This window comes from Candidatus Nitrosocosmicus oleophilus (genome assembly GCF_000802205.1).
In the GTDB taxonomy this organism is placed as follows: domain Archaea; phylum Thermoproteota; class Nitrososphaeria; order Nitrososphaerales; family Nitrososphaeraceae; genus Nitrosocosmicus; species Nitrosocosmicus oleophilus.
Window position 1 is genome coordinate 1,618,672 of sequence record NZ_CP012850.1, and the last position, 25,700, is coordinate 1,644,371.

General features: G+C 33.5%; 26 protein-coding genes. 17 read left to right on the plus strand and 9 right to left on the minus strand.

What is annotated here, in order from left to right; translation table 11 throughout:
* Positions 1 to 564: 564 nt before the first annotated feature.
* From NMY3_RS07855 to NMY3_RS07870, 4 genes are all read left to right on the plus strand, one after another.
* Positions 565 to 1,437, plus strand: a complete 873-nt coding sequence (locus NMY3_RS07855) for a ParA family protein (RefSeq protein ID WP_231100389.1) — start codon at positions 565 to 567, stop codon at positions 1,435 to 1,437.
* A 136-nt stretch (positions 1,438 to 1,573) separates the two neighbouring features.
* Positions 1,574 to 2,959 carry an ATPase domain-containing protein gene (locus NMY3_RS07860; protein WP_196818354.1) on the plus strand — a complete coding sequence of 462 codons (1,386 nt, stop codon included), beginning with the start codon at positions 1,574 to 1,576 and terminating at the stop codon, positions 2,957 to 2,959.
* Positions 2,960 to 3,278: 319 nt separating this feature from the next.
* A complete protein-coding gene (locus NMY3_RS07865) occupies positions 3,279 to 3,542 on the plus strand; it encodes a nickel-binding protein (protein WP_196818355.1) in 264 nt (87 codons plus the stop codon).
* 178 nt (positions 3,543 to 3,720) lie between these two features.
* On the plus strand, positions 3,721 to 4,827 hold the full coding sequence (locus NMY3_RS07870; protein ID WP_196818356.1) for a hypothetical protein: 1,107 nt from the start codon (positions 3,721 to 3,723) through the stop codon (positions 4,825 to 4,827).
* Positions 4,828 to 5,038: 211 nt separating this feature from the next.
* On the opposite strand, the gene NMY3_RS07875 is transcribed toward NMY3_RS07870, so the two are convergent.
* The 4 genes from NMY3_RS07875 to NMY3_RS07890 form a co-directional block, all read right to left on the minus strand.
* A complete protein-coding gene (locus NMY3_RS07875; protein WP_196818357.1) occupies positions 5,039 to 6,016 on the minus strand; it encodes a VOC family protein in 978 nt (325 codons plus the stop codon).
* Positions 6,017 to 6,799: 783 nt separating this feature from the next.
* Positions 6,800 to 7,672, minus strand: a complete 873-nt coding sequence (locus NMY3_RS07880) for a hypothetical protein (RefSeq protein ID WP_196818358.1) — start codon at positions 7,670 to 7,672, stop codon at positions 6,800 to 6,802.
* 395 nt (positions 7,673 to 8,067) lie between these two features.
* A complete protein-coding gene (locus tag NMY3_RS07885) occupies positions 8,068 to 8,583 on the minus strand; it encodes a CHRD domain-containing protein (RefSeq protein ID WP_196818359.1) in 516 nt (171 codons plus the stop codon).
* A gap of 459 nt (positions 8,584 to 9,042) precedes the next feature.
* Positions 9,043 to 10,209, minus strand: coding sequence for an oxalate decarboxylase family bicupin (locus NMY3_RS07890; RefSeq protein WP_196818360.1), 1,167 nt, complete (start codon positions 10,207 to 10,209; stop codon positions 9,043 to 9,045).
* A gap of 749 nt (positions 10,210 to 10,958) precedes the next feature.
* Here NMY3_RS07890 and NMY3_RS07895 point away from each other — a divergent pair.
* The 3 genes from NMY3_RS07895 to NMY3_RS07905 all read left to right on the plus strand — a co-directional run bounded on the left by NMY3_RS07895 (position 10,959) and on the right by NMY3_RS07905 (position 12,203).
* Positions 10,959 to 11,414: a VOC family protein gene (locus NMY3_RS07895; RefSeq protein WP_231100390.1), complete on the plus strand. Its 456-nt coding sequence runs from the start codon at positions 10,959 to 10,961 to the stop codon at positions 11,412 to 11,414.
* Between the two features lie 301 nt (positions 11,415 to 11,715).
* On the plus strand, positions 11,716 to 11,934 hold the full coding sequence (locus NMY3_RS07900; RefSeq protein ID WP_196818362.1) for a hypothetical protein: 219 nt from the start codon (positions 11,716 to 11,718) through the stop codon (positions 11,932 to 11,934).
* Entirely contained in the window at positions 11,931 to 12,203 is a 273-nt protein-coding gene (locus NMY3_RS07905; RefSeq protein WP_196818363.1) for a hypothetical protein, read from the plus strand. The genes NMY3_RS07900 and NMY3_RS07905 overlap by 4 nt, the downstream gene beginning before the upstream one ends.
* A 298-nt stretch (positions 12,204 to 12,501) precedes the next feature.
* Here NMY3_RS07905 and NMY3_RS07910 read toward each other — a convergent pair whose 3' ends face one another.
* Positions 12,502 to 12,783: a hypothetical protein gene (locus NMY3_RS07910; RefSeq protein ID WP_196818364.1), complete on the minus strand. Its 282-nt coding sequence runs from the start codon at positions 12,781 to 12,783 to the stop codon at positions 12,502 to 12,504.
* Positions 12,784 to 13,185: 402 nt separating this feature from the next.
* A complete protein-coding gene (locus NMY3_RS07915; protein ID WP_196818365.1) occupies positions 13,186 to 13,494 on the minus strand; it encodes a hypothetical protein in 309 nt (102 codons plus the stop codon).
* 466 nt (positions 13,495 to 13,960) lie between these two features.
* On the opposite strand from NMY3_RS07915, the gene hsp20 reads away from it, so the two are divergent.
* A complete protein-coding gene (hsp20, locus tag NMY3_RS07920; RefSeq protein WP_196818366.1) occupies positions 13,961 to 14,626 on the plus strand; it encodes an archaeal heat shock protein Hsp20 in 666 nt (221 codons plus the stop codon).
* A 302-nt stretch (positions 14,627 to 14,928) separates the two neighbouring features.
* On the plus strand, positions 14,929 to 15,588 hold the full coding sequence (locus tag NMY3_RS07925; RefSeq protein WP_196818367.1) for a flavin reductase family protein: 660 nt from the start codon (positions 14,929 to 14,931) through the stop codon (positions 15,586 to 15,588).
* An 876-nt stretch (positions 15,589 to 16,464) separates the two neighbouring features.
* Here NMY3_RS07925 and NMY3_RS07930 read toward each other — a convergent pair.
* Positions 16,465 to 16,896, minus strand: a complete 432-nt coding sequence (locus NMY3_RS07930) for an FxLYD domain-containing protein (RefSeq protein WP_196818368.1) — start codon at positions 16,894 to 16,896, stop codon at positions 16,465 to 16,467.
* A gap of 251 nt (positions 16,897 to 17,147) precedes the next feature.
* Between NMY3_RS07930 and NMY3_RS16695 the strand changes: the two genes are divergently transcribed.
* Positions 17,148 to 17,333, plus strand: coding sequence for a hypothetical protein (locus NMY3_RS16695; protein ID WP_338140371.1), 186 nt, complete (start codon positions 17,148 to 17,150; stop codon positions 17,331 to 17,333).
* Positions 17,334 to 17,910: 577 nt separating this feature from the next.
* On the opposite strand, the gene NMY3_RS07935 is transcribed toward NMY3_RS16695, so the two are convergent.
* On the minus strand, positions 17,911 to 18,801 hold the full coding sequence (locus NMY3_RS07935; RefSeq protein WP_196818369.1) for a DUF72 domain-containing protein: 891 nt from the start codon (positions 18,799 to 18,801) through the stop codon (positions 17,911 to 17,913).
* A gap of 129 nt (positions 18,802 to 18,930) precedes the next feature.
* Between NMY3_RS07935 and NMY3_RS07940 the strand changes: the two genes are divergently transcribed.
* Entirely contained in the window at positions 18,931 to 19,584 is a 654-nt protein-coding gene (locus NMY3_RS07940) for an NADPH-dependent F420 reductase (protein WP_196818370.1), read from the plus strand.
* Between the two features lie 470 nt (positions 19,585 to 20,054).
* Here NMY3_RS07940 and NMY3_RS07945 read toward each other — a convergent pair whose 3' ends face one another.
* Positions 20,055 to 20,543: a Mut7-C RNAse domain-containing protein gene (locus tag NMY3_RS07945; protein WP_257720016.1), complete on the minus strand. Its 489-nt coding sequence runs from the start codon at positions 20,541 to 20,543 to the stop codon at positions 20,055 to 20,057.
* Between the two features lie 387 nt (positions 20,544 to 20,930).
* On the opposite strand from NMY3_RS07945, the gene NMY3_RS07950 reads away from it, so the two are divergent.
* The 6 genes from NMY3_RS07950 (at position 20,931) to NMY3_RS07975 (ending at position 25,096) form a co-directional block, all read left to right on the plus strand.
* Complete coding sequence (locus tag NMY3_RS07950; protein WP_196818372.1) at positions 20,931 to 21,197, plus strand: hypothetical protein; 267 nt, start codon at positions 20,931 to 20,933, stop codon at positions 21,195 to 21,197.
* Positions 21,198 to 21,560: 363 nt separating this feature from the next.
* On the plus strand, positions 21,561 to 21,803 hold the full coding sequence (locus NMY3_RS07955) for a hypothetical protein (RefSeq protein ID WP_196818373.1): 243 nt from the start codon (positions 21,561 to 21,563) through the stop codon (positions 21,801 to 21,803).
* A 216-nt stretch (positions 21,804 to 22,019) separates the two neighbouring features.
* A complete protein-coding gene (locus NMY3_RS07960; protein WP_231100392.1) occupies positions 22,020 to 22,181 on the plus strand; it encodes a CDGSH iron-sulfur domain-containing protein in 162 nt (53 codons plus the stop codon).
* Positions 22,182 to 22,458: 277 nt separating this feature from the next.
* The gene (locus NMY3_RS07965; RefSeq protein WP_196818374.1) at positions 22,459 to 22,788 is read left to right on the plus strand and encodes a hypothetical protein; all 330 of its coding nucleotides are present in this window, start codon (positions 22,459 to 22,461) and stop codon (positions 22,786 to 22,788) included.
* Between the two features lie 193 nt (positions 22,789 to 22,981).
* Positions 22,982 to 23,356: a cytidine deaminase gene (locus NMY3_RS07970; protein WP_196818375.1), complete on the plus strand. Its 375-nt coding sequence runs from the start codon at positions 22,982 to 22,984 to the stop codon at positions 23,354 to 23,356.
* 819 nt (positions 23,357 to 24,175) lie between these two features.
* Positions 24,176 to 25,096, plus strand: coding sequence for an SDR family oxidoreductase (locus NMY3_RS07975; protein ID WP_196818376.1), 921 nt, complete (start codon positions 24,176 to 24,178; stop codon positions 25,094 to 25,096).
* Positions 25,097 to 25,700 lie beyond the last annotated feature (604 nt).

A 25,700-nucleotide genomic window follows, 5' to 3' on the forward strand; every position in this document is an offset into this window, starting at 1 on the left:
GGATAGGTTAAAAACATGATTTTTGAAGTGACCGATTGGTCAATTGATTTAGCGTTTCTAAAATGTATGTATTTTTTGCCTAAGAAATACCATGATTTGCCAATTACAGATGTAGTCGAGATCCAAGAAATTGTTACACTGCAATATAAATTCGGTTTTTAGACTAGAACGGGCCCTGAATTGGTGATCCTTTAAGAAACCCGGTATGATGATATTTTTATATCGGCTTGATCATCTTTGACTTTGTATTTTGTCTGTAATGAATTTTCTTATGCAATTATCACTGCATTCATATACAACATTAGGGGAAATATGATATCTTTTCTCTTCTCAATTATCATTACTTTTACCAATCACCTTAGACATTGAGAAATAGAACCGAATACCTTTCCTAGGATTTTTGTCGAGAGTCTGAATTTGATAATTTACACGCCTGATATTCGTACATTTCTATATCAATGACAATAAATGCTAATTTTTCTAAGATAACACCAAGCAAGAGTAATGTATCAATTACTACTACCACTAATAAGCTTAAAATATACAGTAATGAATTTTGATTTAGTGGCAAAAGTCATAGCATTTCATTCATACAAGGGAGGAACAGGTAAAACCACTCTAGCAGTAAATCTTTCTGCAAACCTGGCCTCAAAGGGATACAATGTTTTGCTTGTTGATATGGATGTCTATGCTCCAAGCTTGTACGTTTACTTTAATATTCAACCCAAGAAATGGATTAATGATTACTTAAATGATAAAATTGCCTTTTGTGATTCTGTTTATGATTTTTCTCATCTAATGAAAGAATTTAATCCAAATACGCAGACCGAAGACAAAGGTGGCTCCTTTCATGCTGTTTTTTCTAACCCTTCAAAGAAAGAAATAACTGATTTAGATTCAGTCATGAGGAAGGACTCATCAAAGTCTCACATGCTTAAAAAGATGTTATATTTAAAAGAAACAAGTATTACTGTAACTGACTATGATTATATCATTTTGGATACGAGTCCTGGTATTCGATATTGGTCAATTAATTCATTGGCCATTTCGGATACTATCTTTTTGTCATTAAAGATGGATAATATAGACGTAGAGGGCACTAAGCATATGGCTTTGGATGTGTATGGTTCTTTCACAAGCTATGGAACTAGATCCTACTTGTTGTTAAATCGAGTTGCAGGCTATTGCGAACCGCCTTTAACCATGGAATCAGGCAACCCTATTTCTAATGAAAATACTTCCTCATTTAAATCCCTGCTACTTGAACAAAATGAAACAATTAAGAATTTAGAAAAGCTAATAAAAATGAATGTTATTTCGATGATTCCTTGTTATTGTGATATGCAATTTGAAAGACAGGAGTATTTAACTGTCTTAAGAAATCCAAATCATCCTTTTTCAAAGAAAGTCGATGAATTATCAAATAAAATGGGCTAGTCTATATCGACTTTGATTGTTAAGGATGTTTAATCCTCAAAAAACATAACCTCTTTAATAGAAAAAAAGAAATATCTACATAACATAATAATCTAGAATGAAACATTTCCCAGGTAGTGACATCATAGGTAGAAACTTGAAACCACCCGATCTTGGGGTGTACCTAATTTCTGGACCAAAACTATCGGGAAAATTACATTATTGCAATAATTTTATTTTGAATGGCTTAACAGACGGTGTTTTTTGTATTTGTATCAGCTCTTCATTCATTGAAAAACAATATAAGAGTATTTTCTTTTCTGGATTGGAAGACCTGTGTCTTAATTTGAAGGTATTAAATCCATATACATTGAAAGGAGACGATAGAGTAGGGTTTGAAAATAGTCACGCGCTAACACATCTTTTTGAAGAAGTCAGACAATTGATTGACTCCAACTCAAATCGACCTGTTTACTTTGTGTTAAGTTCATTGACTAACTTTCTAGAAAATTTTAGCGATCAAGATGTAACCAAATTTGTTACTAGTTTAGTCTTTCTGCTCAAAAACCATGAGGTAAATTCAATATTTACTATTGATAACGCAGACCCAACTTCATCCATATTTGTTAACAAGATAGCACATCTTTTTGACGGACTGTTTGAAACTAAATTACCTTCAGATTCTTCCCAGTTACAAAGATACATAAAACTAGTATCCATGTTTGGGAATAATAATCTTAAATCAGATTGGATAAATTATACGCTAGACGATAACAATATCATTACTTCTATTAGTAATCAAAGCAGATTAATCTGTAATTTATGTAAGGAACAAATTAATGAATCTCCTGTATTCTATCAAGAACTTTCTTTTCATCAGGAGCATTTACCCGTATATATGAAATTATTTAATTTTTATGGAAATTCGAAAATTGCAGAATTTGGTTCGTCTGGAATTTTATATACTAATTTCTTTTTTATTGATATCGTTGGATTGTCAGATCCTTCCTTATCAGTTAAGAATCAAATAGAAAAGATCCAGATACTAAATAATTTGATCAATTCATGTAATTCTTATAAAAAGGACCGCGAAAAAAAGATCCTTCCTACTGGCGACGGCATGGCGATTGGATTCTTGACTGACCCTAAACTGCCTGTAGAATTAAGCTTGGAACTTCACAAAAAACTGGGAATACATAATTCAAATTCGCCAAACCAATCAATAATACAAGTACGTATTGGAATTGGTTCGGGCCATGTTTTTATTGTCAATGACTTAAATGACAATCAAAATTTATGGGGTCCAGGCATAATACTTGCTAGAAGAGTTATGGATTTAGGAGATCAAGGCCACATATTGATCGAGGGGAGTTTTGCTGTTAACCTGTTTAATATTGACAGTGAATTAAAGAAAGACATACATTATCTTGGCAATTACTTTATAAAACATAACCAAAAAATTGATGTTTATTCCCTGCACAATCAATATGCGGGCAACGTAGAAATTCCGCAAAAATTTTTAGACTTACATAAATCCATTTGATACATTCTATATGATCAACGATTAATCTAGACTATAAAATGATGATTAACCAATTTCATTATTATGGAGTTCATTTGCTATTGCTGGTTTTATTTTATGCTAACCAAGTTTAGTAATACTATTTCTTCTTAAAACTCTGGCTATAGTCCATCACAATTATTGACGATCATCCAATTTTAATTGCTCAATTGTACCAATATTTGCATAACTTAAGAATATTCGCTATATCTTTTTGTAAGGGGAGGGTATTAACAGCTTATTAGGGTATGTTAATCATTTTTGAGAATGTTTTTATATCTTTATCCAGTAAAAAGCCCGTATGGCTGTTTTTCTCGATGTTCATAAAGTGCCATTTAAAGAAGAGAATCTCCAAGAGCTTGTCAATGCTCCTGCAGATGAATACGGAGTTACACATGTCAACTTATTTTATAACATGGAAGCGGGTGTATGTTTTTGTTTATTAAACGCTCCTGATAAAGAGGCAGTCATAAAGCATCATGATAAGGTTAATATAGAATGCGAATGGATCACAGAAGTTAGCATGGCAACAGGTAATGAATCTCTAAAATATGGTAGCCGCTGAGTATATTGGAAGCCAAAAACTTAACTCAGATAAAATTCATTGTATTGCAGTAAATCTCACCCTGTGAAAAGAACGGAACTCGGTAATTTACAATTTATTACCATTATTATATGGAGAATCAAAAGAGCAAAGATAATCTTATATCTGTTGGTTGATTAATAACCTAAAGTTATCAGAAATGCCCCATGATATTGGCATACAGGAAGTCAATGTAAATCATACTCTTGAGGAAGCCCTAAACCTAATATCTAAAATATTTTCCAATACTCAGCGATATTTAGAAATAATTGTAAGTCAAGATTGGTTATGCCATTTAGTGGAGAATCCATCAATTTTTACACTTATGAAGAAATTGAAATCCCGCAGTATTGATGCTAAGATCGTAGTCGAAATAAGCAAGATGAATGTTAATTGTTCGAAGCGACTAATGAAGTATTCTGATATAAAACATTCACAAGGATTAGTAGGTTGCAGCTTTAGGAATGAACAATCATACTGTTCCTGTCATATCTCAGAAAATAAATTGATTGATCCGGGGCAGGAGATAGAATCGTTCGAGAAATTGACCCATTTTTTCTATGTTGATAACGTGCATTTTGTCAGACAACAAGAAATTTTATTTAAACCTTTATGGCGGGAATCCATCTCAGCAAGGGAAAAAATAACTGAAATTGAAAAAGGGGTAATGGAAGTCATATTAAACCACAAATCCCAATCAGAAATGGACGTCGATTCAAATAAAATACTTTTTCGCATAATGGAATCTTGCGTAGATCAAATACTAATATTAATTCCCACAACTGATCTCTTTTGGAGTTTTTATTGTAGCAAAATGTTTGATTCAATTTCAAAGATGTTGGTCAAAGATGTGACAGTGAAGATACTAATTCATTTAGAAGAGGGACAAACGACTTTAAAAGACGAAATACGACATAAACTCAAGGAATTCTCTCGGGATTTGGATATTAATACTAATTTTTTCTCAAAAAAAATTCCCCAATCTCATTTATCACTAATAGTAGATAACGTTGTTCTAATAGATATTGATTACAGCAGAGAAAAATCTATTCTTTCTATTGACCCTATAAATCCCGTAGTGTCCTTTTCCATTAATGATACTCGAGTATCATCCTCATCGTCAGTTTTTGATATATTGTGGATACAATCTGATTTTGAAAGACAAAAAAAGATAAAACAAACATATTTTGATATTTTTAAAGGATTCAATATGAAAAGCGAAAATTATAGTAGGGATTGGAATTTTAAAAAGAAGGACAGTAAGTAATTTTACATCCATTCCCTCATTCTCTCTGAAATAAAAAAAGCTTTGCTCAAGTCAATCAATCGATTTGGCCCATTGAATTGATTCTAGAATAGATAAATATTTATAATTAGTAACTATATATGTTAGGTTTATTCACCATTAGTATTCTATAGTTTCATTGATTCTATTATTATTCATTATGTATCATGGTATCGAAATAAATCAGAAAGCATCACAAAAAAATGAACTGTATTTTTATTCCATCTTGATCGTAAACATAAAATGATGATTCCTGGCGATATTCTAATTCTAGTAGGTTTTCATCAATAGATATACCATTACTAAGGAGTTGGTTTTTCAATGAGTTTTTCTCTTTATTATCATCAGGTATTTGTATTGCAAAATGGTCTAGCCCTACGTTGTTCAAGTTATTTGCACTATTAGGTAGGATATTTGTCCCAATCCAACTATTTGTAGCAACGTGATGATGATATCTATCTGCGGCAAAAAAATTGGCCCCAGGGTAGGATGCAGTATGGTAAAGACCAATCATATCTTGATAAAACTTCTTGGCTTTAGGAAGGTTTGATACGTGTAAATGAACGTGACCTATCGACGTTTTTTTGGGAAAACCCTTCCACGTTCCATAACTTTCACTATTTAGCAAATTTTTGACATCTAATGGTTCTGTAACCATGTGTATTTTGTTTTGGCCAGTCCAGATCCATTCAGATGGGTGCCTATCGTGGTAAACCTCGATTCCATTATTATCAGGGTCGTGGAGATATAGAGACTCTGAGACCGCGTGGTCAGCCATACCCTCATAGTATTGTGGTCTGAGATTTTCCTGAATGTGTTGCAGAAATGACGCTAAAAATTTTCTTTCAGGCAGTAATATAGCAAAATGATAAAGTCCCGCCTCTCTTTTTATTATGCTGGGATTACTTGTTATATTACTATCAACGCTATCTATCTGACTTAAGACCAGCAGCGATGAAACCCCGTCTTGTCCAGGTTCGTATGTGCCAAGATATGATGTGTTATTCTCTGAACTTTTTTGTACCATCCTAAATCCTAAAATGGATTCGTAAAAATCTATGGAATTCTGTAAGTTGGAGACTTTTAGATGCACATGATCTATCTTTAAAGACGGATTAGCGATAAACCTATTATCTTTCTTATTACTATTATTACTATTATTATGATCCACGTGTATATTTCGCCTCTGATCTATTTAATACCAAATGTCAGTTCAAAAGATCAAACTAAAAAAATAACTAGATATTAAGACTGAAATAGTATGTTATATTATTTTGGATAGTAACCTTCTTTTCCTGTGTTTATTTGCTGAAATCAATTTGAAATTGGGCTCTATGCATTTGGTTATGTATGTTAAACGGGATATACTTGATAAAGCCCATAATAACTCAAGAATTGTCTTTTTAAACTCTCCTAAAAAGTAACGACATATATTCTGTCGAAAACCTTACTAAGGTTGATAGTGATATCTCTTATACAGGAAAGTAATTATGAATCAACTCTTTTCCTATAATCAGTTCTCATCAAGCGGTTTCATATTTTTATATTTGGAAAAAAGCGTAAAAACCTACCCTATGATTTTCCATTAATTGTGTTGTCTTCTGCGCTGTATTGTTAACTTGACTCAGTTCGAAAGTGTACCTCCTGACAATTTTGATGTATTTATGGGCATAACAGGAATGACTATTTCTAGACCAATCGATTCTTTCAGTAGTATCTTCTTTAATTTGACCGTCAATGAATCATTATGAGTCAAAGATAGAATCATTATGAGTCAAAGATAGCCTTATCAGTAACATTGAAAATTTGCCTGGTCATAGTATACAAAAAGATACCAAGGATTGACTGCTCATCAATAGGTTATCGTGAGTGTAAAAAAAATTAAGATTTTTCGTGCAGTTTCGAGCACAAATAAATCATTTAGATTTATGAAGCTTGAAGCAATGTTACAAAGTTAAGGTGTACGGCTTGTTTCTAACATTCCTCCTTCCATTACATTCTCTCTTTCTGAAGCTGATGGCATTTCTAGACCAAGTTCCCCATATCCTTCAGCAAGTTTTTCATTCACATGGACTACTGCAGTATTGATGTTCTCATAGGCGCTGCCCACTCTTTCTGGAAGAGCATCTGCTTCTTCCTGGGTTGTAATAACACTACCAGGAGGGACAAATTTGTCGTCTGCAACTTCTACTCCACCTGTTATAGTGCTAGAAACTCCAACTGCTACATCATTTCCTAGTTTTGCATCAAATACCAAGCTTTCCATTCCAACAAATGTGTTATTTCCTACATAGGCGGGTCCATGTATCAAAACACCATGTGCTAAGCTTACATTTTCACCGACATACACAGAATACCCGTCATCAAACCTTGTGTCATTCCCCAACAAACGGTCTCCATTACTTGCAAATCTTCTATCATCTAGGTTGTTGTCATCTACTGTAGTTTCCAACCCATGGATTACAACACCATCTTGCATGTTAGAAAATGGTCCGATATAGAGTGGTGTTCCCTCATCACCCCTGCATACTGCAGTGGGTGCAACTAGGACATTTTGTCCTATGTAACAATTTCCAATAACTACTGCGAATGGATGGATGAATGCAGATCCTTGTATAGACGGAGAAGTTACATTAGAATTAAAGTCGGTTATAACATTTTCGTGAATATTTGGCCATTGCTGACTACTGTTTGGAGCAACTTGTTCACCTTGTTGCGGTTGTGATACATTCCCTTGTCCATAACTTTGAGGTATTATTGTCATCAAGATAGCGATACCTGCTATCGCAATTATTCCAGTTAATAATTGGTAGTTTTTTCTATCCATTGCTAATTCCTTGACGTATCATATTTAACGGCCAGAGTGAAATGTTATTGATCCTTTGTCTAAATTTTTTCTAAAAATAGGATTTCTAAACATACGCTGATGGAGGCAGTATGTTTTAAGGTACAAAGTTAGTTTCCCCTTGTAAGGCAAAAATGAAACTAGACAAAAAGCACTCTGAAATTATAAAAGGACCATTAAGTAACATAAGTGGATGAAAAATTCAAGAATGATTTTCATATTTACTTGTTGTCTTGATGTCTATCAGAATTAGTCTTAATTGATCATATAAAATCTCTCAATTTACTAAAACTTGTATTCATATTAGTTTGGTAATTCAGACAAAAAAAGAATAGGTTTGTTTACTGCTTGAGAATCTGCAAGAAATTAATTTGCTCTTACTTTGTACTGCTTAATTGTCCCCTTATTTCACCATCTGGATGTTGAACTGTGTGAACGTTAACATAAGTACTATTACCCTTAATTGCAGTTATTAAATCAGAGATTGCTTTTCCTTGTAAAGGTCCCTCCAAATTAATTGCCGCTAGAGTACCGTTTATGGTAAGCCCATTCTGATTTGGATTCTGTGTAGGATCGAATGTGAATAGAGTCACTGCAATTGGTCCGTTTTCTCCTAGAATTCCACTATGGATATGGGCGGCGGTTACATTCTGGATATTAGAAGCATTAACGTTGAAGTCTAATGTATCATTGTTAGGGAGAATCGGGGTAAATCTTGCATCTCCTGTTGCTTGAGTATCTACTGCTGGAACTTCCTCTTGACCAGTAAGGTTAGCAACAAAATCGTGGTTTGCGTATGCTGTTGACGTACTTGAAATTGCCGATACTGCAAATACACTTCCTAGTGCTAGCGCAATTGCTAGAAATAACATTCTGTTATTTTTGATTGTCATCCACTTAATGTCAATAATGTGATATATAACCACTTTGTTGGACTTCTCAGTTTTCTAGAAATCCTCATGACACAAATTATCACAGGATATATGGGATAATTTGAGCAATAATTATCAAATGACTGTGATTGGATAATTTTAATTCCAACTGAAAGACTTTCATATTTTTCCAAGGGTAGATGACATGCTTTGTAATTCTATATTATTGTCGAATTTTGATTTTATGATCCATGATCAATTTCTTTTCAAAGCCAAAACAAGCTATTTCAATATCAAAATCTCTGCAGATTATAAATGTGGTAATAATGGTCTGCAATTGTTAATTGATATTTGTTGACCATGGAATTTTGTAAATCAGTATATCTAGATGACCTTAACTTTAGTAAGGACTGTTCTCATAGAAACTGGATGAAGAGGTAGCGTGGTTATCAATCTCATATTAGGATGATGTTGCATTATCTATACTTTGTCGCTTGAGTTCTTGATAACTGGCCATTTTTCCTTACGTAGTGAATCCATCACAGTGTGATTCAGATTGAGATGAGCCTGAACGAGTTCTTTGGGAGTCAAAGCCATCCACTGATTTAGTGAAATATCTTGGAAACGAGAACTTTTAAACATCTCCAGAAACCGCAATGGTTTATCACCAATATTTTCAATGTAGTGTCCCATCGCAAATGGGACATATCCAACATCCCCTGCTTGGTAGTCGAAGGTCCGTGCTTTTCCTTCTGATGCAAATACTCCCATTCTGGCATATCCCTCAATATAGTATTGCCATTCATCAGTGTTCGGATGCCAATGCATCTCTCGCATCCCGCCTGGTTTGACCTCCACAAGTCCTGCCGCAATGTTGGTTGCTACGGGAAAATTAGACGAATCTACCATACGAACCGTCCCACCACTGGTCTCCAACGGCTTTTGATTCAGGAAATGATAGCTAAAAGATCTTTGTCCTTGATTACTGAGAATCTTATCAGCAGCTAACGGCCCTGGAATCTCGGTAGGAAACATATAATACTTGTGATCAAGTTCGTGCATCGGAATATTGGCAAATTCGATAACTGGCAAGCCAAAATTCTTTGCCAGTACTTCTTTGGGAGTATGGGCAAACCAATCGGTAATGAGGAACGTTGAATCTTCAGAAAAGTTACCATCATCAAAAACGAGAAGAAACTCACAGCCTCCTTCTAATCCTTGGATCGAATGAGGAATACCTGGAGGAAAATACCATAGATCTCCAGTACTCACATCGTCTAGAAAGTTACATCCGTCTTGGTCTACTGCGCTGATTCGTGCTTGTCCGTTGAGCATATAAGCCCATTCCGCCTCCTTGTGCCAGTGTAATTCGCGTACTCCACCGGCATTTAACCGCATGTTAACCCCAGCGAGTGTAGTAGCTATGGGTAACTCTCGGGCTGTTACTTGTCGTGTCCATCCACCCTTCTGGAGTCGATTGTGTGCCAAAGCAAATGAAAACTTCATGTTTGGTAACGTACCTGAGTCAGTGCTAGGAGGTGTAAGAATGTCAGGGTTCTGGCGGTCTAATTCTTTATTGCGTGGACCAGGATCAGTACCGCCTGCATCATGTCCAATGGGTTTTGGTATGGATCTTTCTGAGACCATTTCATAACACTACTACTTGATTGCAGATAATAACGGTGGTACTATTTATCCCATTTTTGAATGACATTGAACTACTAAAGATGTTCCGATCTTGTTTTACCTTATTCGTTCTACAATATTTCCAAATATCTGCCACCTTTTGCATCATATAGGTAAACCCTAACTAAGGAATGATTTATACTTAATGGAAGATTTGATGTGGTCAAACATCAAAATAATACTGTCAAGCCCAATCTAATATTTTGAAAATTACAATTCAAAGGGCAAAAGATTTTTCAAAATTGTGTTGGCCTATTTAATTCATATTTCCTGAAGCTGTCAAAATGGCATTATAGTGTATGTCATAAGAATCAACTAATAGTAACGAGATAAATTGAAAATAAAATATTTTTCCTAATTGTTCTTTTGAAGTTTCCTATAAATAATCTAAGTTTATCAATGCCCATTGTTTTTGTGCCATATCAATTACTTCCACACGTGATTACTCTAGGAGGAAAGGGTGAATATTTGTCGAATATGTTCTATATTCTTGATCTTTCTGGTAGAATTTGATTATATACTTTTGCATTATTTTGTAATGTGTATGGATATGCATAGTACACAACCAAAGATACATTTGAAATCTACTGATAAAAAATGTTGTGAATATCGAACAAAATAGGACAAAGGGATCTTATAAAGGTAGAAGTATTCGAATAGATTATTCTTTTAAATGGTGGATGGGAATTTGTAGGATAAATTAAGAAAGGATGACCTCCGCAATTAATCTAATGAGTGACGTATATGCAATTTCAGCAATAACTTTAATCATAAAAGACATGAAAAGGTCTTGTAACTTTTATTCTAAAATACCTGGTTTTAGATTGATTTATGGCGGATCTCTCGATGATGCATTTACTACTTTTCAGATTGGAAAACGCAAGTCACCTATGTATTTGAATCTAGAACTTGAAACCTCTGAAAGTAGTACTCGTCTTAGTAATTACAAACCTAGATTTTTTGGTAGAATAATTTTTTATACTACCGATGTAGACAAATTATATTCGTATTTTATCAGTAATTCATCTCTTTCAGGTTTAATGTTGCTTGTTCACGAACCGGTGGATGCCCCTTGGGGTGAAAGATATTTCTATGTAAGAGAACCAGATGGGTATGAACTTTCATTCGCTCACCCTCTGAAAAGAAAATCTGTCCAGCAGAATTAAGGTGATCTGTAGTATTAATGATTCGAAATTGTGATTGTTAATAAGCGGGATTCCATATTGGGTCCATGTTGGTAGTCTGGTTATTTATATTGTTTGGAGAATGTTTTTCGGTATCGAAGCAAAAAAATATCCCCCTATAATTTGAAACCAAAAACTAACTTTAATGTTTGAATTAGTGATCAACTCTGGCCTCAAAATACAAAATATTGTCGTCCATAATTTTAGGAAAATGAATGATATATTACAATATTTTCTTCAAAACGTTACGTTTTTTATAGTATGATAAAAATGTAAAGAGAGTATGTATGCTTTTAGATCAATACTATTGGGTTGTGTACTTGCAACCATGGCTTTCATCTCTGGATTGACAGGTCTCTCACCACAAATAAATGCTAATACGCCAACAACGGCCGAGCTTCCTGCAACCATTGGAAATGGATCAGCCTCTGATTTGGGATTAACAAATAGTACAGTGCCAGCAGAAAATACTACAACAGTAGCTCCAGTGTCTCCTCTATGAAATTTTTGATACGGGTTTCATTCCCTAATTCACTTGGCAACGAAATGGTAAATGATCCAAGCTTTCTAAAAAAAATAGAAGAATATATAAGAAATACAAGATCAGAATCGGCATTTTTTACACTTTATGATGGAGAAAGAACCGCAATGTTTGTAATGGATATATCCTCCCCTGGTCAAATGTATGATGCTTGTGAACCATTGTTATTGCTAGGTGGAAAAGTTCACCGTGAGATGATAATGACCCTTGATGATATAAGAAAAGGCTAGTAACTTTTCTTAGTCCATTTAACTATTTATCATTCTTTTAATAAATATTCGCTCCTCTTAAAAGCTAGATTGGGTTGTATTGAAGCCTTCATTACCTGCTCGATATGTGATAATCTGTTCCTTGGATATGATCATTATTTGAAAAAAAGGAATTTGGAGATCGTTTTATTCTATGCTCAGCACAAGCATTTTAGAGTTGATGATTTAAGAATGAGAAGTAAACAAGAGTTTTCTAATTATTGTAATGACCATAGCAGCACCACTTTTTCTGATTGCATTAGATCCTAATCTATCTCATTCATTGCAAGCACACGCACAAATAAACAACACTGATAATATTATTTCTAGTAAATATTATATCAGATATAGCCAATAAAGTTATATCTGAACAGCCGGTTGTCCTTAGGGGAATTATATCGTCTGAAGATTTTAATAATGTAACTTTGAAAACAGGGTAAGATCCTCCAGGTGCGGCGATACTGCCTAATAGGGACGACGGAATTATAAATACGGGTATAGTAACGTTTATCGCAACTAAACCAGGGGAAGTGGGTATTAGCCATAGGCTATATATTGACAATAACACTTTTTCTAAGATTGATACAGATAGATTTGGAGCATTGTATTCACGATATCAAAATGATACAGGAGAACGCAGAACCCCAGGTGACTTGGGTACCCCTTCAGTTATCGTGCCAGATTATAGTCTGCGCCTCCATATTTCTCTGCATCCATTCCTTTCATAGGTGATTCAGTATGACTGAGAACTGTGCAGGTAAACCTATTATCGCAGTAAATAGTTCGATCTAAAGGAGTTGCCGACCTGTAAACTGCTATGATAAATTAATTCCTACAAATATGAACCTCAAAAGGTTTTTTCTAATAATTGCCCTTTGCGACTTGTTTTTGGATTGTGGGCAAAACAAGGAGGGTTATTCTCGCTTGGAAAAATAATCTTAATTTGAAGATTATGGTCACTTTCTTACTCTAGTTTTCTGATTTCATCATTTGCAACTTTGATCATATTCTCCTTTTCTTGGTTTAATTCGTCATCGGTCAAGTTAATGGCAGATATTATTGTAGGATTGGCTCCATTAGGAGGGTCATCAGTAAAAATGATTACGTGTGTAGATGTCTTTAATATTTCAATTACTGATTCATCATCCGGTGGTAGGTTCAATTCAAGATCTTTTACTGGAACCACAGATCCAAGATCGTCAATATCTAGTAAAGTAACATTTATCTTGTGTTCTACCTGGCTAATTTTGTTAATCTTAACTAGCACTAACATGTTACATCACCATCTTTAATACATTTTTCGACTAAAGAGAGGTAGGATACGTAAGAATCATAAAAATGTTGTATGTAGAGAATAGATATAACTTGTAGATGATTTTTTAAACACCTGTTCTACACACTTTTCACCATTTTCTGTAGGGACAAAAAAATAAGAATTAATATTTATATATGTTATGAACTTCCTAGATAAATCGAATCAATAAGGATAACGAAAACATCAGAATAACCGGTTGCATTTTATCATATCAATCATAAAAATATTTGAAATCACCAAATTCGCTGGGGTGTGTTCATAAACATTAGATATCAATTTTTTTATCATAGGTATCTTTGAGATTAAAAAAATACTTACCAAACTTGTAACCCTGTAATATTTCCGCAAATTTGGACTAATTACATAGTGTAAGAAAACTTTATATAATGTAATGTATATTACATATATTAGGTGTATATGACATATGAGTAATAAAGATATAATACCAAGCGATTGGATTAGCAGATTCTTTGAGACAGATTTAGGAAAAGGTAGAGCAAGAGGGTTAGAATTGTTCAATAGAGAAGTATTCAGCGATTTTGACGATATTCATAAGGAAATGAACAGAATGTTTGATGTATTCAACGATATCTCTAATAATGCCCCAAAAGAGCTTGTAAGGGAATATGAAACAAAGGAAGGTGGGAAAGTTAGAGAAGTAGGGCCAATCGTATACGGATATTCGATGACTATCGGACCCGACGGCAAACCTCACGTAAGGGAATTTGGAAATGTCAAATCTTTGAATAACAATGCTGTAAAAAAAATAGGAACAAAACCAGATACTGTCTCCCAAATATCCGCAGAAAGGGAGCCATTAGTTGATGTGAATATGACGGATAAAGAGGTCAAAGTAGTGGTCGAAATGCCCGGTATTAGAAAAGAAGACATAAAAATAAAAGCATATGACTCGCAAGTTGAGGTTACATCATCAAAGGATGCCCAAAGAAAATATCATAAGAATATAGAACTTCCAGAGCTAGCAGAAGTTGAGACCGCAAGGTCAGCATATAACAATGGCATACTGGAAATAACCTTCGACAAAAAGAAAGTTACTAAACCTGCAGGTAAGGAAATTAAAATAGAGTAGAATCTAAATCTCACTCTAGGCATTCATTAATTTTTTTTAAATCTTTTAAAATAGCAATCACATTTTAGTTTTGTTTTGTTTGGAATTATTTGATAATATCAACATTTTGTATAAAGACTTGTATTTATTTACTGTAATAGACAATTAGACCGACCTGAATCGCAAGGATATAGAACTACCAATCCTTTATTTTTTCTAAATAACCTTTCAGCCTCGTTTGGATTCCATCTTAATTAAAGAATGTCCATGAGATGGCTTTTATAGTGCATCAGAATATAATAAGGAACTGGTACATTCAATAAATGGATACGCTGGAATTTGATATTTCCGAGATGAATGCACCTCTTAGATATAATTTATTAATTTCTCTAGTAACTCCCAGACCTATTGCCTTCATTTCAACCTTGAGTGATAAAGGAATCCCAAATGCTGCTCCTTTTTCATTTTTTAATTTGATGGGTAATGACCCCCCAATTGTGGCCATAGGTATTGGAAAAGATGAAACTCGAAAGAATGACTTGAAAGATTCTGGATATAATATCCAAAAAACAAAGGAGTTTGTAATCAATATTGTAAACGAGAGTATTTTGGAGCAAGTGAACATTACATCAGTTGATTTTCCACCAGAAGTCGACGAATCCGAAATTGCCGGGCTAACTAAGTTGCCATCTATAAAGGTGAAACCTCCAAGGATTGCAGAGTCACCTGCTAACCTAGAATGCCGCCTAGCCGGTACAATAGAAATTGGAAACACTCGTATAATATTAGGGGAAATTATCTACTTGCATATAAAGAAAGAATTTTTAGATCATGAAAATCAAACGATTCATACCGATTTAATTTCACCAGTCGGGAGGATGCACAAAAACGGTGTTTATACTCGAACTACTGATTTGTTTAATTTACCTCGCCTATCTTTTAAAGAATGGGAAGCACAGGAAAGAAATAACGATAAGATGTGAAAAGAAATATTTTCGAAATACATCACATTATTGCCATAATTAGTGATTTCAAAGTATTGATTCATTTTCTTACGGTTTGAGATTTCGCCTTCTAAAGCTAACGGTAAACCTAGATCATTCAACATTGGATCACCATTTAATCGGTGATAAATAAGGTCGTCCAAGGAAAATATTTACGTTATTCCATTACCATGAAATACCTAATGGGCGGCGTCGAGCATTGGAGAAGTTATTACTACTTTGTATCACATTTGCCAGATTCTATAGACTATTGGATTGAGCGACTTAAAGATATAGAAAATAAGTTTTTGTGATTTGTAAAGCTGATTTGACGATGGACGCAGTCTTTCTATCAAATATTCGGCTGGATTGGGGATAGATTGGAACTAGAGCTCAAGACACCAGAATCATGTTTCCTTGAAATAATCTCCTATCTACTTCTAGTAAAGAGAATGAAATCTATTAGGTAATTATATTATTCGTTAATATATCAATCAAATTCTATAAAGTAAAAGTATCGTCATAGCAACGAGCGTATGAATTAAGCTTGTTGTTGGAATTTGATACTTCAAAAAGTGAAGATAATTATTTCCTAATATGGATTTAAACAAATCCACATAATTTGCATCCAGATGAGCGTATTTCATCTCACCTGGATGTAAGCATCAAGCCTAAATGATGCATATCATGATGATACTTCATGAATATTAAATATTTGTATGACCTTTATTTGGGCAATGCTCTAGTAAATTAATCAAATCTATTGAAAGCAAATGAATGAATTATTTCGGATTAAAATAGAAATCAAAATAAACTATATCTTACCGAGTCAAGTTATCTTATTGTCAATAAAAATTAATTTTACTAAAAAATAAATTAATTAACTGGATCTCCAGTTGCAGTTATGTTAGTAGTTGCCAATCTATTATGATTAACGACCTCAAACAAGTTAAAAGTATGCTTTTCATTTGGCTTTAGTACGAAAGATGGCTGAGTAACATATTCATTGAATTTGCCCAAACTTTTTCCATCCTTATCAAAGAATTCGCCAGTGATTTCAATATCGTGCAATTCAATCGTGTTGTTATTCCTTACTGCTCCGTCCACTTCGACCATACCTTGTGAAGTCTTAGAGGTAACCAGATCCTCTACAGGAATAAACAACTTTCCAGATTGTTGGTTGTTGTTATTCTGATTATCAACAGTACCATTTACCTGTCCTCTTGCACTATTTTTAAATTCATTAAAAGGGTCCGCAAATGAGGCAACCATTAACAATGAAAAGATGACCGTAATTTCTTTTAGCATTATGAATTAATAGACGGCGTTCCATAATAAATTTTCTTATTAAATGATCGTAATTCATGTATAATCAAATTAATATAGTTACGTATGTGATAGTTTATACCATCGATTAATGGAATTCTAAATTAAATGATTTGATTGGATAATTGAAGGTAAAAAAGAAAAAATTGAGTACTCTTGAATATTCGACTGGAATTCATAAAAAATAACAGACAACTTTGGAACCCTTGATTGACTAATTCCTGTTATTACTGATGCAGCTTCCAGCATATATATCTGTAAAGAAAGGGTTTGAGTTAATACAGACAATGACTCGAATTCTTAATACCGGATTTAGGTATGTACTTGAGGTTAGGCATTCTGCATGGTTTGAGGATGAGATATATGATTTTCCAAAAGAGCAAACCGTGTCGGTACCTAATATGGAGTTTAAGAGATGATTTAACTCCTCTCATAGTAATAGCGGCCGATCAAATTCATCAGATTTATTGGAGATAGAAGCATAAATGAAATAGATTTTGGTAGAGATGTAAAGGATCGAAAGATAGAAATGCTCGAATTAACGAGAAATTTCAAGAAAATACAAAATGCTGATACTAAAATCAAGATGCATTGATAGCTTTCAATAATCACTTTGCGGGATTTGGTCCTCATTCTGTAAATGATTTCTTGAAGATCTTGAAATAGAGAAGAAATCTTGGAAGAGCAAACTAGCTAGTCGACATCAAGGAAAATCAAATAATGATGATGGTAGCTACCAATCATGTTTGTCAAGTAATAGCAAATTTCATTATTAATTTTAAATTCTGAAGTAATTTATTGCATTCTAGTATACTTGAAATAACTGAGATATGTCATTTAGAATTTCTTTGATTAATACTCGACTATTCATCCAGATTGTTATATATTTCAACTTACCCTTTATGATATATTGCCTTTAACCCGACTCAAACAACTACCCCTTCACGTAACTAGAGGAAAACATCGAGCGAAACTATTAGTATGATTTTACAATAATCATAGCGTATTAGATAGATATTTCCTTGCTTTTTCTAATATCTTTTTTTCATTTTCTGATAAAGGCTGATTGTTTATTAATTCTTTGAATTGTAGTGAATTTACGATTGCCTTTCCACCATAGTGATTATTAAAATAAACAAAAATCGTTTCAACATTTTCCTTTATTCTGTTGATCTTGTTTACCCATGGAATAAGTTCCTCTTCAGAATAAAGATAATCATACCAGTAATGATCTCTAGTTGTATTCCTTCCATGGAGTCTAACTACTGCCAATTTATTAGATGCCAAATTATTTTCATTTGATAAAAATCCCAGATTCTCTTGCGCAGGAGAATCAGTCAAGACGGATGCTATACCAAAGTGATGGAGTAATTCTAGTACACCCTCCGTATTCCATGAATTATGCCTGAATTCTAGGGCAATATTATCATGATTTTTAAGATCAGATCGATTTCTCAGAGCAACCAAAAACTCCTCTAATCTATTGTACTCATTAATGGTATAGCTAGGTGGGAGTTGGATTATTATCGATCCTAATTTCCTATTAATTTCAAGTGGTGATATTTTTTTTAAAAATTCATTCAAATCAGTTACTACATTCTTGTTAATATCTAATCTCTTTTCATGTGTAATTATTTCGGGAACTTTGACTGATATTTTGAATTCATTAGGAGTTGCATTTGCCATTCCCATAAATAACCTTTCATTCATGTGTTTATAGAATCTCTTGTAGAAAGTAGCATCCATCTCGACTGTATTAAAGAACTGAGAATAATAACTCAATTTTCTCGTTTTATTATCTGGGTAAAATACGTTTAACCACCCACCCTTATCTGGTATATCACCATAGTTCCATCCAGAACATCCTAGATAAAATTGAGAACACATGATTAGATTGGATAGGATTCCTCAATAATTAAGAAAATCGGTTCCTTATTCTTTCATGCAGATGGGTTAATTAAAATCTAGACGAGTGGTTTTTTAAAGTTTTAATCACTTTAATGTGTATTTGTCATTATGAAGATAGGTATACTAGGCTCAGGTGAAGTAGGTCGAAGACTCGCGGATGGCTGTATAGATCTTGGCCACCACGTTATGATCGGGACAAGAAATCCTGAAAAAGAAGAAATACAGAAATGGATAGACAACCCCAAACATAAGGAAACTGCTTTTGTTGGATCCTTTGCTGAAGCGGCATCTTTTGGTGAATTAATTGTCCTTTCTACTTTATGGAGGGGCACTGAGAACGCAATTAATATGGCTATTTCATCTAATTTTAATAATAAAATAGTCGTTGATACAACAAATCCATTGGAATTTGCTAAAGATTCACCACCAAAGTTATCGCTCGGGTATGATAAATCTGCAGGTGAGGTAATTCAATCCTTACTACCAAATTCAAAAGTTGTAAAAGCCTTTAACATTGTAGGTAATCCCCATATGATTCATCCAGACTTCCCAGGGGGTCCACCAACCATGTTTATTTGTGGCAATTTTAAGGACGCCAAGGACATAATCATTGAAGAATTATTAACTCCATTTGGTTGGGATACAATAGACATTGGGGGAATTGAACAATCTAGATTGTTAGAACCCCTTGCGATGTTATGGATAACTTATTACATTCAAACCGGTCTGGGAAACCATGCATTCAAGCTGCTAAAAAAATAATAATTTCCTTTTGAACATTTGTACATTTTCGGTATTTTGACTACTTATCATACTGCCATCACATGATTATCGTTTATTAAAAAATCGTCTAATGACATATATCATGAGTATTCCAATCGTTTCCATATTATAGATCGATATTACTCGCTATAAACATAGAAATATTATGGATAAACAAAACAACAAACTAAAAATTCTTTATTTAAAAATGAGCATAGTTCATTCTGTACTCTATTCAAAGAATTCATTTACCCCTTATATCTATACCAATATTGATATTCAAATGGTCGTCGCGTTAGTCCAAAGAAAATCTATGGTTCTTGCCGTGAGCGCCTTAACTTTTCTTAAACTTCTAATTACAAATAATAAGTGATTATTTTTACTCTTGGAACTTATCTGAGATTCCGCCATGATGACTACTAATAGAGAATACCCAACCAAATATTGTCAACGAAAATAATGACTCACCTTTACCGTCCTAACAATCTGTTGATATTATCTATTAATTTGTTGATATTCTCCACATGGGTTCCTTCCCAGTATACTTTTGAACATTTTGAACATTCATAAATTGCATTTATTTTTTCATAAACTTTCTTTGGAATTGGGTTAGATAACCTTGTCTTGTCAAGTTTTTTAATATTGCCGTTACAAATTGTACATCGGGTATTTAGATTCGGAACCGGATTGATATGTTTGATATCACATCTCTCTAATATGAAAACCAAATTTTTGACTTCATCTTCATCCGGGAGTAGCAATCCCTTCGTGCTCGATTTTGAGACTCTTAAATATAGCCCTCTGTCCCTAGTTACCAATAACATATGTTCATGATAACTTCTCTCGATGAGAAAAGCATCACTAGCGTCTAACCAGAATTCTGTGTCAAATCCCATTATTCTTAATTTCTTTGCAATATTTCCTCCCATACAATCAACAATAAATTTTGGCCGATTCACATTAAATATAGTAGGTGTCTGTTACTTTTAGATATTCTATGAATCAAAATGTGAATCTAAATTCTAATCACTATGGTGGAAAACCACGAGCATTTATCTCTCCTTTTTCTATGATTGTTCTGTTCTCTATTGAATCGGAGTCCTGAATTTGCTGCCTTACTTTATCTTGATTTGGACGTTCCTATTGACATTTTAGTCAAATCATTCTTAAGGTCATTTCTCTTCTCACTAGCCATTAATTGTGACTTGCAGAGGGAGAATAGGCCGAAAATATTTGATTAAATAAGAATTATCAAAGAATTAGGATTTCCAAATCAACATTCGAGGTTTTAGGAAATTTTAACCATAAAAGTAAGATTATAAGGGTTGATATTTAATTATTTTAGAATGTCTGGTAATGATGATATTCGAAATAATCTATCAAAGTATGAGAAATTCAAGGGCGGAGAACCTGAGAAAGTAATGCTATACCATAAGCTCAAACTAGAAAACCTGAAGATAATAAGTGATAAGACAAACTATTTGGATATGGACACAGCCAAGATTCCGATTGTAGATTTTGTATGTGATATATGTAATCTTCCAATGGAGAATCAGCAACATCCATCCAAAGTAGATCTCGTTTGCATAAATTGTAATCAGACATATCCATAGTACTCTCACTTTTGTTTTTTATCATTGTAATTAACTTTGAAATATCAAGATTTAGTTTGAGACAAATCCCGAATTTAGTTTCTGATTGCTAATATTATTATGTTTTTGATTTCATACTAAATGAGACATTCTTGAATGGATGTGAGTCAAACTCTCGACTAAAAGATTTCATGAAGCAGCATTCCAGTACATTTTAGGGAATAATTGAAAGTTACATAAGAGATCGAAATGACGTTTTTGAAAAACTCATGCCTGGGTTTTTTTAGGATAACCTCCTTCTATTTTAACATAATTAAACCCATTCAAAACCAATCAAACATAATATTTTTGTCAATCAGTTTTCTATATGGTTGACGATGTCCTGTGTATTCCGACATTTCTACAAGTAATACTGACTTTACAAAATTCAAAAAGTTAAAAGATAATTTTAGTTGGTTTTATTCAAATTATGATATGCTTGAAAAGGATATTCGTAATCAGTACGTAGCGGTTAAAGATAGAAAACACATTGAAAATGATGTCAGCCTTGAGGCTATTATAAAAAGACTCAATTTGAAAAACTACGACGATTCAATTGCTATAGAGTTTATAAATTCTAAAAGTTGATATTATCAACCAATTGCTTGTTTGCAGTACATTTTCCACCCTTCTCTGTTTTGATTGGCCAGCAGTAGCGTTATTATTAATAAGAACTCATAATTAGTGAAACATGTTATTTAGGGTTCAAATCTAGGAGGCTTACTTTTAAAAATATTTTATATATTTGGAATTATCAATGTTGATTTGATGGTAAGATATGTAAAAAAAGAGGGAAAAGGACCTATGGAAGTGAAGGTTGGCAATGATAGTAAATGGATTTGCATGTGTGGATTAAGTCAAAACCAGCCGTTTTGTGATGGTGCACATAAAAAAACACTAAATGAGGAGGATGGAAAAGTCTACAAGTACAACACTGACGGTACTAGGACTGAGATACAAATTTGAATGAGTAATCTATTTTCTGTTATAATTCATTTTTTTAAGTTAAAACAATAGAATTGATGCTTTTTTTCATTCTGGAGAGATCTTCTATGGTTGCATTAATTTCAATTAATAGCCCTTTATCTAATAATGAATGAATAGACATGACCTTATCAAAACTCATCTAATTTAGATACTGAAATCATAAACCAATACGAACTTGTGAATAAATTAGGTAGATGGTAATATAGTTATGTACACATTAAACTATACAATGGAATCCGATTATAAGTTTAGGTACGTGAATGATTACATCACAAATTTACTAGATGGAAACATTACACTTCAGTATGAAGACACAGATTTGAAGAGTGTAAAAAAACCAATCGAATATCTAGACAAAATTGAAAAATGGCTAGAGTTTAGAAATAGAGTTAGAGATGAGGATCCAGATGAATTTGCCAAAATTACAGGCGAATTATTTACCCATCTATTAGCTATCCGATTGGGTGGTGTAATAGTAGATCACACCTGCGAATACTGTGACATGGCTGGGAACGAAGAGATCTCAGATCCCGAACCACTATCGCCGTCGACTTCAATTCAAGAATCAAATAAGGACGAGTTCTAAATCTTGACCTTACTTATTCTGTCTGAAATAGTTCTCTAAAGTCACTACCTCTCCATAAAAATTCAATAATTATTCCTGTGATGTTTATCTAATAAATAGACAATTCGTTAGGTCTGTTAATTCATCATTATGGCTTAAAAAACAAAAGATTCTAATTTAACAATTTTTATTGAGATATGCGGAAGGTTTCTTTATGAACCTGCTAATAGAAGCGGCTTCAAGAAGTTTAGAAAAAGCATACAATCCTTACTCTGGGTTATCTGTAGGTTGTGCGTTAAAAACTTCTTCTGGCAAAATCTATGATGGAGTCAACATTGAAAATTCAGTATTTGGACTGACCATGTGTGCTGAAAGGGTTGCAGTATTTAAGGCTGTTTCGGAAGGGAACGTCGATATAGAGCAAATTGCACTAGTGGCTTCTACAGGAAAGCCAGTCTATCCCTGCGGCGCCTGCAGACAAGTCTTATTTGAATTCAATCCCAATACAAAAATACATTTGAGTAATGGAAAAACGCTTGTTTTAATGGAAATTCTCCCTTTTGCATTTTCGAGGGATGCTTTAAGTTAAATTGGATACTTTCGTTGATCTCTTCTCTCCTAGGCACGCTTTTTTATTTAAAGAGTAACACATACTGTTACTTATAGTCGGTTGAGAAACTTTTTTATAACATGATATCGAGATTTTCAACAGTAAGATACGTATCGTTACCCTTTTTAGAAATGCTATTATACATAAGTAAAGTAGCTATACTAATTGTAACATTACCGGATGTATGCCTTGTTATAACATTAGACTAAGTTACTTTTTACATTCCTTAAAAGCCAAAGCATCGTATTCAAGAGAAAATATCACATGAATTTCGGATTCTATCTATTTCCAATGTTTATTAAATCTTAAAATTAATACCTTCTAATACTGATTGATGAGGACAAGAAAAGAGAAAATAATCATGTTGACCCATTCTGCTAATAATAGATAGATTATTACTTCAATGCCTGCACTTATCTTGACCGAACAGCTGAAATTCAAGGTGTCTTGCACAATAATAACTATATGTCCTGCTCCTATTGTTGGTGATCACTACTTGAAAAAGATATTAGTGTAGAAAGCAAGACAAACATACAAAGTCATTATGGTTATTCGAAAATGTTTCCTGGTACTTTTTTTTATTGACTGCATATTTCCGTTTAACAACATTTCAAGTGAAATTAAATATTATTCTGTTTTGGAGCTATCTGTTATTTACTATTATTTAATACTGTTACGGCAGTTGGTACAACATTATTAATTTCTAGACTTTGATTCTAATTATCAAGCAGTTTTTGATCGCCTTAGTGATAAGTAACCAAACATATATACTTAATTTCAGTTACTATTGTTTGCAGAATGTCTAATATTGGCAATAGTGGGGTGGCGCTTGTAACAGGTAGTTCAACCGGTATTGGATATGAGACATGTTTGGCACTAGCCCGCAACTGTTTTGTGACATGTGCTACAATGAGGGATAATAAAAAATCTGGCGATTTGGAGAAAATCGCAAGGAAGGAAAATCTACGAATTAAAATATTTGAGATGGATGTAGACAAAGACAATTCTGTTTGTAGTGCTGTTGAACAGATAACTACGGAATTCGGTAAAATAAATATTCTTGTAAATAATGCTGGATATGGTCTTTTTGGAGCCTTTGAAGACTTTTCAATGCATGAAATAAAGAATCAATTTGAAACTAATGTTTTCGGTGTGATCAGAGTAATTCGTGAAGTACTTCCAACAATGAGGCAGCAAAAAAGTGGAATTATTGTTAATATTAGTTCCATTTCCGGACTGGCTGGAGTTCCTACCCAATCTGCCTACTGTGCTACAAAATTTGCGGTTGAGGGGTTGACTGAGGCTCTTTCATTCGAGCTAGAGTCCTTCGGAATCAAATTAATTTTAGTTGAGCCTGGTATAATAAATACAGAATTCGTTAAGGATCTAGTTGTACCTTCAAATAAATATGGGATAGATAAGAATATGGAACTTGTAAATTCATACTATGAAAGCGAAAAGAAAAAATCTTTGTCCATATATAGCAACATGGTGGACAAGTTCTTGTCCTTTTATTATAATGCTATGAGCCATGCTCCTCATCCATCTCTCGTAGCTGACGAAATAATTCAAGCAATTGTTAATTCTTCCAAGAGTGAAAATGAAGCAACTCCAATAAGAATTGCCGTTGGAAAGGATTCCAAAGAATATTCGAAACTCAAAAAGGAGTTATCTGATAAAGACTTTCACGAATTATTGAGAAAGAACTTATTGAGATGAGTAGCATTCGGTGGTAGGGAAATTATTTAATGATATATATCTGTATTTTTTTTATACTTGATTGCTAAAATGTTAAATGCCTCGCACAGATATCCTAACTTGGTTTCAATAAGAAAACACCAAATTTAGTCAGAGCATCGATTTTTATGTTCAACAATTAATATCGAACTGTTACTTTTTTTGCTTGGAATCAATCAAATGATTTGCCAGTAAGACTGTTAAAAAATTTTCTCAACTTGCCGAATAAGTAAAAAAAACAGACTCTATCTATAATTCTATTTGCTTAGACCAGTCCAAGATATCACTGCTATCTTGCCATTCTTATACGACCACTCAAAATCGCCATGCTAGATATGAAATACGGATATGAAATATTCTCCAATGAGTGCTATTTCATTATGGTAGATATCAGTATTACCCAAAGCAATTCGGTAGAAAAAGACTTGATCTTCAAAGTTTAACCTTGATATATAGAGTCAATTAAAATAGGGCCCTTAACAAATATCATACATGCAGAATAATTGATAAAAGATGATCTGTGTGTCGTTATAGACACTGTTCATATTGACGTTTCAGAATATCTCTGATTCCTTCGTTTAGTCGG

What these genes read in the sequence shown, in the direction of transcription:
- NMY3_RS07905 (WP_196818363.1), top strand. Translation starts at nt 11,931, where the DNA reads ATGAAATTTTTGATACGGGTTTCATTCCCTAATTCACTTGGCAACGAA.
- NMY3_RS07975 (WP_196818376.1), top strand. Translation starts at nt 24,176, where the DNA reads ATGTCTAATATTGGCAATAGTGGGGTGGCGCTTGTAACAGGTAGTTCA.
- NMY3_RS07925 (WP_196818367.1), top strand. Translation starts at nt 14,929, where the DNA reads ATGGATACGCTGGAATTTGATATTTCCGAGATGAATGCACCTCTTAGA.
- NMY3_RS16695 (WP_338140371.1), top strand. Translation starts at nt 17,148, where the DNA reads ATGCAGCTTCCAGCATATATATCTGTAAAGAAAGGGTTTGAGTTAATA.
- NMY3_RS07880 (WP_196818358.1), bottom strand. Translation starts at nt 7,672, where the DNA reads ATGGATAGAAAAAACTACCAATTATTAACTGGAATAATTGCGATAGCA.
- NMY3_RS07865 (WP_196818355.1), top strand. Translation starts at nt 3,279, where the DNA reads ATGGCTGTTTTTCTCGATGTTCATAAAGTGCCATTTAAAGAAGAGAAT.
- NMY3_RS07885 (WP_196818359.1), bottom strand. Translation starts at nt 8,583, where the DNA reads ATGACAATCAAAAATAACAGAATGTTATTTCTAGCAATTGCGCTAGCA.
- NMY3_RS07900 (WP_196818362.1), top strand. Translation starts at nt 11,716, where the DNA reads ATGTATGCTTTTAGATCAATACTATTGGGTTGTGTACTTGCAACCATG.
- NMY3_RS07890 (WP_196818360.1), bottom strand. Translation starts at nt 10,209, where the DNA reads ATGGTCTCAGAAAGATCCATACCAAAACCCATTGGACATGATGCAGGC.
- NMY3_RS07870 (WP_196818356.1), top strand. Translation starts at nt 3,721, where the DNA reads ATGCCCCATGATATTGGCATACAGGAAGTCAATGTAAATCATACTCTT.
- NMY3_RS07895 (WP_231100390.1), top strand. Translation starts at nt 10,959, where the DNA reads ATGACCTCCGCAATTAATCTAATGAGTGACGTATATGCAATTTCAGCA.
- NMY3_RS07950 (WP_196818372.1), top strand. Translation starts at nt 20,931, where the DNA reads ATGTCTGGTAATGATGATATTCGAAATAATCTATCAAAGTATGAGAAA.
- NMY3_RS07915 (WP_196818365.1), bottom strand. Translation starts at nt 13,494, where the DNA reads ATGTTAGTGCTAGTTAAGATTAACAAAATTAGCCAGGTAGAACACAAG.
- NMY3_RS07935 (WP_196818369.1), bottom strand. Translation starts at nt 18,801, where the DNA reads ATGTGTTCTCAATTTTATCTAGGATGTTCTGGATGGAACTATGGTGAT.
- NMY3_RS07940 (WP_196818370.1), top strand. Translation starts at nt 18,931, where the DNA reads ATGAAGATAGGTATACTAGGCTCAGGTGAAGTAGGTCGAAGACTCGCG.
- NMY3_RS07930 (WP_196818368.1), bottom strand. Translation starts at nt 16,896, where the DNA reads ATGCTAAAAGAAATTACGGTCATCTTTTCATTGTTAATGGTTGCCTCA.
- NMY3_RS07970 (WP_196818375.1), top strand. Translation starts at nt 22,982, where the DNA reads ATGAACCTGCTAATAGAAGCGGCTTCAAGAAGTTTAGAAAAAGCATAC.
- NMY3_RS07960 (WP_231100392.1), top strand. Translation starts at nt 22,020, where the DNA reads ATGGAAGTGAAGGTTGGCAATGATAGTAAATGGATTTGCATGTGTGGA.
- hsp20 (WP_196818366.1), top strand. Translation starts at nt 13,961, where the DNA reads ATGAGTAATAAAGATATAATACCAAGCGATTGGATTAGCAGATTCTTT.